Source organism: Serratia microhaemolytica, from assembly GCF_004011885.1.
GTDB lineage: Bacteria > Pseudomonadota > Gammaproteobacteria > Enterobacterales > Enterobacteriaceae > Serratia_G > Serratia_G microhaemolytica.
Window position 1 is genome coordinate 92,136 of the sequence record NZ_SBEF01000009.1, and the last position, 6,857, is coordinate 98,992.

The 6,857-nt window shown below is 48.7% G+C and carries 9 protein-coding genes; 7 read left to right on the plus strand and 2 right to left on the minus strand.

Annotation, left to right across the window (positions count from 1 at the left end):
- Positions 1-162: 162 nt before the first annotated feature.
- From frdA to blc, 5 genes are read left to right on the plus strand one after another with little or no spacing between them, the layout of a single operon-like run.
- Entirely contained in the window at positions 163-1,959 is a 1,797-nt protein-coding gene (frdA, locus tag EOJ37_RS05820; RefSeq protein ID WP_127958789.1) for a fumarate reductase (quinol) flavoprotein subunit, read from the plus strand.
- Positions 1,952-2,686 (plus strand): succinate dehydrogenase/fumarate reductase iron-sulfur subunit, encoded by a 735-nt coding sequence (locus EOJ37_RS05825; protein WP_127958791.1) that lies wholly within the window; start codon positions 1,952-1,954, stop codon positions 2,684-2,686. Before frdA ends, EOJ37_RS05825 begins: the two co-directional genes overlap by 8 nt.
- Before the next feature lie 14 nt (positions 2,687-2,700).
- Positions 2,701-3,093: a fumarate reductase subunit FrdC gene (frdC, locus tag EOJ37_RS05830; RefSeq protein ID WP_127958793.1), complete on the plus strand. Its 393-nt coding sequence runs from the start codon at positions 2,701-2,703 to the stop codon at positions 3,091-3,093.
- A 12-nt stretch (positions 3,094-3,105) separates the two neighbouring features.
- Positions 3,106-3,462, plus strand: a complete 357-nt coding sequence (frdD, locus tag EOJ37_RS05835; protein ID WP_127958795.1) for a fumarate reductase subunit FrdD — start codon at positions 3,106-3,108, stop codon at positions 3,460-3,462.
- Between the two features lie 58 nt (positions 3,463-3,520).
- Entirely contained in the window at positions 3,521-4,039 is a 519-nt protein-coding gene (blc, locus tag EOJ37_RS05840; RefSeq protein WP_127958797.1) for an outer membrane lipoprotein Blc, read from the plus strand.
- Between the two features lie 141 nt (positions 4,040-4,180).
- Here blc and sugE read toward each other — a convergent pair whose 3' ends face one another.
- Together sugE and efp are read right to left on the minus strand one after the other, a co-directional pair.
- A complete protein-coding gene (gene sugE / locus EOJ37_RS05845) occupies positions 4,181-4,495 on the minus strand; it encodes a quaternary ammonium compound efflux SMR transporter SugE (RefSeq protein WP_127958799.1) in 315 nt (104 codons plus the stop codon).
- A gap of 163 nt (positions 4,496-4,658) precedes the next feature.
- On the minus strand, positions 4,659-5,225 hold the full coding sequence (gene efp, locus EOJ37_RS05850; RefSeq protein ID WP_127958801.1) for an elongation factor P: 567 nt from the start codon (positions 5,223-5,225) through the stop codon (positions 4,659-4,661).
- Between the two features lie 41 nt (positions 5,226-5,266).
- On the opposite strand from efp, the gene epmB reads away from it, so the two are divergent.
- On the plus strand, positions 5,267-6,319 hold the full coding sequence (gene epmB, locus EOJ37_RS05855; RefSeq protein WP_127958803.1) for an EF-P beta-lysylation protein EpmB: 1,053 nt from the start codon (positions 5,267-5,269) through the stop codon (positions 6,317-6,319).
- A gap of 402 nt (positions 6,320-6,721) precedes the next feature.
- A partial coding sequence (tnpA, locus tag EOJ37_RS15035) for an IS66 family insertion sequence element accessory protein TnpA (RefSeq protein ID WP_420820621.1) occupies positions 6,722-6,857 on the plus strand: 136 nt, incomplete at its 3' end.

Below are 6,857 nucleotides of genomic sequence, written 5' to 3' on the forward strand. Positions count from 1 at the left end.
ACACAGGGAAAGCAGAAGTTATCTGTCTTTGGTTTTGAGCAAGATCACTTCAAGTGACCCAGAGATCAGCCGTCAATACCGTTAACATCTGAGACATTTTTAAAAAATATTAAGTAATAGGAATTGAGTCTATTGTTTTAACAGGAATATTGGAGGATCGCAGTGCAAACCTTTAACGCTGACCTAGCCATTATTGGCGCAGGGGGAGCCGGTTTACGGGCAGCTATTGCTGCTGCAGAAGCTAATCCCCAGATAAAAATCGCGCTGATATCTAAAGTGTACCCGATGCGCAGCCATACAGTCGCCGCCGAAGGCGGGGCTGCCGCTGTGACTCAAGCTCACGATAGCTATGATTATCACTTTCAGGATACCGTTGCCGGTGGTGATTGGTTGTGTGAGCAGGATGTTGTTGATCACTTTGTCCATCACTGCCCGCGCGAGATGACTCAACTGGAGCTTTGGGGTTGTCCTTGGAGCCGCAAACCAGACGGTTCCATCAATGTGCGCCGTTTTGGTGGAATGAAGATTGAACGTACTTGGTTTGCCGCCGATAAAAGTGGCTTCCACATGCTGCATACCCTATTTCAAACCTCACTAAAATATCCACAAATCCAGCGTTTTGATGAGCATTTTGTGCTCGATATCCTGGTCGATGACGGTCAGGCACGTGGATTGGTGGCGATAAATATGATGGAAGGCACCCACATCCAGATCCGCGCCAACGCGGTGATCTTAGCCACAGGCGGTGCTGGGCGTGTCTATCGCTACAATACTAATGGCGGCATTGTCACCGGTGATGGTATGGGAATGGCTTTCCATCATGGTATCCCGCTACGTGATATGGAGTTTGTTCAGTACCACCCAACGGGATTACCCGGCTCTGGCATTTTAATGACAGAAGGTTGTCGTGGTGAGGGCGGTATTCTAGTTAATAAGGAGGGTTACCGTTACTTGCAGGATTACGGTATGGGGCCAGAAACGCCACTCGGTGAGCCAAAAAACAAGTATATGGAACTGGGGCCGCGCGATAAAGTTTCACAGGCATTCTGGCATGAATGGCGTGCTGGGCGCACAATTTCTACACCGCGTGGTGATGTCGTGCATCTTGACTTGCGGCATTTGGGTGAGAAAAAGCTGCTTGAGCGGTTACCTTTCATCTGTGAGTTGGCGAAAGCCTATGTGGGGGTAGATCCAGTTAAAGAGCCTATCCCTGTGCGGCCAACTGCGCACTACACTATGGGGGGCATTGAGACGGATCAGAATTGTGAAACCCGGATCAAAGGGCTGTTCGCTGTTGGTGAGTGCTCATCTGTTGGCTTGCATGGCGCTAATCGATTAGGATCTAACTCATTGGCTGAATTGGTAGTATTTGGTCGCGTGGCGGGTGAGCATGCGGTGCGTCGTGCTCAGGATAGTAGCCCAGCCAATGTCAGTCTCCTCGATGCTCAGACTCGAGATGTTGAAAACCGTCTGGTTAACCTGATGAAACAGGAAGGCAACGAGAGTTGGGGGAAAATTCGCGACGAGATGGGAATATCAATGGAAGAAGGGTGTGGCATCTATCGCACGCCGGAATTGATGCAAAAAACCATCGATAAAATCGCTGAACTGAAGGAACGCTTTAAGCGCATCAAAATCACCGACACTTCGCAGGTATTTAATACCGATCTGCTCTATACCATTGAATTAGGTTACGGCCTTGAGGTTGCTGAATGTATGGCTCATTCAGCCTTTAACCGTAAAGAGTCGCGCGGCGCACATCAGCGTTTGGATGCAGGTTGTACCGAACGTGATGATGTAAACTTCCTCAAGCATACTTTGGCGTTCCATAACCCGACTGGCGCGCCGCGTTTGGAGTATAGCAACGTGAAAATTACCAAACTGCCACCGGCCAAACGTGTATACGGCGCAGAGGCCGAAGCACAGGAAAAAAAGGATAAGGAGCAGACCAATGGCTGAGATGAAAAACCTGAAAATCGAGGTCATGCGCTATAACCCCGAGTGTGATACAGCACCGCATAGTCAGACCTTTAGCGTGCCTTATGATGAGCAGACCTCATTGCTGGATGCGTTGGGCTATATCAAAGATAACCTTGCACCGGATCTCTCTTACCGCTGGTCTTGCCGTATGGCGATCTGTGGTTCCTGCGGCATGATGGTCAATAATGTGCCTCGGCTGGCGTGCAAAACTTTCCTGCGTGAATTCAGTGATGGTATGAGGGTAGAAGCGTTGGGTAACTTCCCGATTGAACGTGATCTGGTTGTTGATATGACGCACTTTATCGAGAGTTTGGAGGCGATCAAACCTTACATCATCGGTAATGATCGCCAACCAGAGCAGGGTGCGAACCTGCAAACACCGGCGCAAATGGCAAAGTACCATCAGTTTTCTGGCTGTATCAATTGCGGCTTGTGTTATGCAGCTTGCCCTCAATTCGGTCTAAATCCGGAGTTTATTGGCCCAGCCGCGATCACCTTGGCACACCGTTACAATCTCGATAATCGTGATCATGGCAAGAAGCAGCGTATGCCGCAACTGAATGGTCAAAACGGTGTCTGGTCCTGCACATTTGTTGGTTACTGCTCTGAAGTCTGTCCGAAGCATGTCGACCCTGCTGCTGCGATCCAGCAAGGTAAGGTTGAGAGTGCCAAAGATTTCATGATCGCCATGCTGAAACCGCAATAAGGGAGGAGAGGGTAATGACAACACAACGTAAGCCCTATGTACGCACAGTGGCACCAACCTGGTGGAAAAAACTGGGTTTTTACCGCTTCTATATGTTGCGTGAAGGCACCGCAGTTCCAGCAGTCTGGTTTAGCATCGTACTGCTTTATGGGCTGTTTGCATTGAAAGGTGGAGCGGAAAGCTGGGCGGGATTTGTCAGCTTTTTGCAAAATCCTCTGGTGTTACTGATCAATATCATCGCGTTACCAGCGGCACTGCTGCATACCAAAACATGGTTTGATCTGGCGCCAAAAGCGGCCAATATCATTGTCAACAGCGAGAAAATGCCTCCCGAGCCTGTGGTCAAGGCACTGTGGGCATTGGCAATTATTGTCAACGTGATTATTCTCGTTGTCGCTTTAGTGTAACTTGGAGGAAATATGATAAATCAATCGCCTAAGCGCTCTGATGAACCTGTTTTCTGGGGGCTGTTTGGTGCCGGTGGAATGTGGAGTGCTGTTGTCAGCCCAGCTATTGTGCTGCTGATTGGCATTTTGTTGCCATTGGGTTTATTTCCAGATGCGCTAAACTATGAACGTATTCTGGCATTTTGCCAAAGCTGGGTTGGTCGCTTGTTCCTGTTACTGATGATTGCATTACCGTTATGGTGTGGTCTGCACCGTATCCACCATGCGATGCACGATGTGAAGATCCATCTACCAGCAGGTAAGTGGTTGTTCTACGGTTTGGCAATGTTGTTAAGCGTAGCTGCTCTGGTTGGAGTGGTGACGCTGTAAAAATCAGGGTGGCCAGCCTGCTTTGGCCACCCATAGTCCACCATACATTGGAGCTGTTATGCGTTATTGGTCAAAATTTATCTTTCTACTTTCAGCCTTTTATCTTGCGGGTTGTAGTGTCAAGCCTCCGGAAGGGGTTAAAGTGGTCGACAATTTTGACCAACAGCGTTACTTGGGAACATGGTATGAAATTGCTCGTCTTGATCACTGGTTCGAAAGAGGGCTGGAACAGGTCACTGCTGACTATAGTTTGCGTGCAGATGGTGGGTTAAAGGTAGTTAATCGAGGTTTTGACAGCAAAAAACAGCGCTGGAAGCAGAGTGAAGGTAAAGCTTACTTTGTTGCCTCAGCAAACACTGCTGCGCTTAAGGTATCATTTTTTGGGCCATTTTATGGCGGTTACAACGTGATTGAGTTAGATCCAGAGTATCGCTATGCCTTGGTGATGGGGCCAACACGCGACTACCTATGGATCTTGTCACGTACACCTTCGTTAGATACGGCAACACGAGAAAAACTGGTGCGTGTTGCTGATGGCTATGGTTTCAATACCAATGCGTTGATCTGGATCCGATAACCGGTGTTAGAACCGATCCGATTAGCGTCATCCTTCCGTGCGGTAGTAGACAAAATTGCTAGATAATGCGTGAGTTGATGGCGAAGGCGCTGGCGGTAATCCTCGCTACTGGCATACGACATTGAACCAGATTGGAGCCGATTAGCTGCTTAACTTCAGCCCTAAAATGCCAACGATGATCAGACATAGACTGAGCACCCGTAAAAGGCTGACAGATTCGCCGAGCAGTATCATGCCTGCTATCGCAGTGCCTGTTGCGCCAATGCCAGTCCATACCGCATAGGCAGTGCCAACCGGCAGTGTTTTCATTGCTTGCGCCAGCAGCAGCATACTCACTGCCATTGCCAACAACGTGATAGCACTGGGCATTAAGCGACTAAAACCGTGAGTATATTTCAGCCCGACAGCCCAAACTACCTCAAACAGACCAGCAAAAAGCAAAATGATCCAAGCCATAAGGTAAACTCTGTTTAATAGCTGGGTTGATGAGTCATCTGTTGGCCTTGTTCGGTAAGCTAATACGTTACGTTACGAGCACAGAGTGAGCATGAAATCAGCAGGGTCAAAATGTTGTTGACTGCGAGGAACGTTGTTACAGCTCCTCGCAGTACTGCGCGGGTTATTTCACGCGCGAGACGTATTCACCTGAGCGGGTATCTACCTTAATCACTTCACCGATCTGTACAAACAGAGGCACCTTCACCACAGCACCGGTGCTGAGGGTTGCTGGTTTACCACCAGTACCGGCAGTATCCCCTTTTAAGCCAGGATCGGTATCAATGATTTCCAGCTCGACAAAATTTGGTGGGACGACGGCGATTGGCTGGCCATTCCACAGTGTGACAATACATTCGGCCTGATCGAGCATCCACTTGGCATTATCACCGATCGCTTTTTGATCGGCAGAGAGTTGCTCGAAGGTCTCATTGTTCATGAAGTGGTAGAACTCACCATCGTTGTAGAGGTAAGTCAGATTCATATCAACAACATCAGCACCTTCTGCGGAGTCTGTTGATTTGAAAGTTTTTTCAACGCGCGTGCCGGTCAGCAGACGGCGCAATTTCACCCGGGCAAATGCTTGGCCCTTACCTGGTTTGACGAACTCACTGGATTCAACAGCGTAAGGTTCACCCTCAAGCATGATTTTGAGACCAGGACGGAAATCGTTGCTAGAATAAGTCGCCATGATGGCCCTCTAAAATATTAAATGGGTAGCTTAGTCAAAAAATGGCACATATCATAACTCAAAATATAGCTCAGAGAGAAGATTGGTTGTATCAACTGGCCGATGTTATTACTGATCCCGATGAACTGTTGCGGTTTCTCTCACTGCAAGACCACCCGGAGTTAGTTCAGGGACATGAAGCACGTCGCCTGTTTCCACTACGCGTACCGAGAGCCTTTGCGGCTCGTATCAAGCCGGGGGATAGTAGTGATCCACTGCTGCTGCAAGTATTAACTTCCGCTGCTGAATTTATCCAGGCAGCGGGTTTTAGCACCGATCCGCTGGCAGAACAGGCTAACGTATTGCCGAGTTTGCTGCATAAATACCACAACCGGGTACTGCTGCTGGTAAAAGGAGGTTGTGCAGTCAACTGCCGTTACTGCTTTCGGCGGCATTTTCCCTATCAAGACAATGCGGGGAGTAAGGCTAATTTGCTTCAGGCATTGGAGTACATTCGTCAGCATCCTGAGTTGGATGAGGTGATTTTTTCTGGTGGTGATCCACTGATGGCAAAAGATCATGAACTAGAGTGGTTAATCAGCGAACTGGAGACAATAGCGCACCTGAAACGATTACGCATTCACACTCGGTTGCCGGTGGTGATCCCTGCGCGTGTCACTACTGCTCTCTGTCAACGTCTATCGATTTCACGCTTTCAAGTAGTGATGGTGACCCATATCAATCATGCAAATGAGATTGATCAAGCGGTTGCTTCTGCGATGGCACAACTTCGTCAGGCGGGGGTAACTTTGCTGAATCAGAGTGTGCTGCTGCGTGGGGTAAATGACAGTGCAGCAAGTTTGGCAGCCTTAAGCCAGCGCCTGTTTGAAGTGGGTATCTTGCCTTATTATTTGCATTTGTTGGACAAGGTGCAGGGGGCGGCACATTTTCTCGTGAGCGATGATGAAGCTCGCCTGATCATGAAGCAACTGTTGGCGCAGATTTCAGGTTATCTCGTGCCGCGTTTGACGCGTGAAATTGCAGGAGAAAAGAGCAAAACGCCACTGGATCTTTATGTTGACAACCGCACGATAATCGATTCAGGCAGTTGCTAGCCCGCTCTACTGTCTGGTTGCGATTTAATGCTCATCCGCGCTGGATCACCGGTTATCCTTGGGGGAGCTAACCGTGTCCAGCAACGACGTATGCGCTGTGTCCTATTGTTGCGCAAACTGGCAACGTGCGGGAGTACCGATCGGCATGGATTGCGAAGCAACCTTCACGATATACCTTGCACTATGCGCTTTAGCACCCAAGAAGCGATGTAGTATTCATCTCTGATGACGAAAAAAATAAGTGGTGGGAGTGTTTAATCAGATGCTCCTAGCATGCTATTAGGCTTAGTAACTGTAATGTTATTTGCGCGAGTATTGTAAGCGTCCGGTAGCCTCACCTTGCCGCAGCGAATAAAGCCTTTCATTATTCTCGCCATCACATCCTCTGCTTGAGAATAAACCATGCCATACACCAAACAGCAAAAACAGCAGCATCTTGATAACTGGCGAAACAGCGGACTCTCCCAATCCGCTTACTGTCGCGAAAATAATCTGAAGTTAGCCACCTTCCATTACTGGAAAATTCAGGCGGATAAAT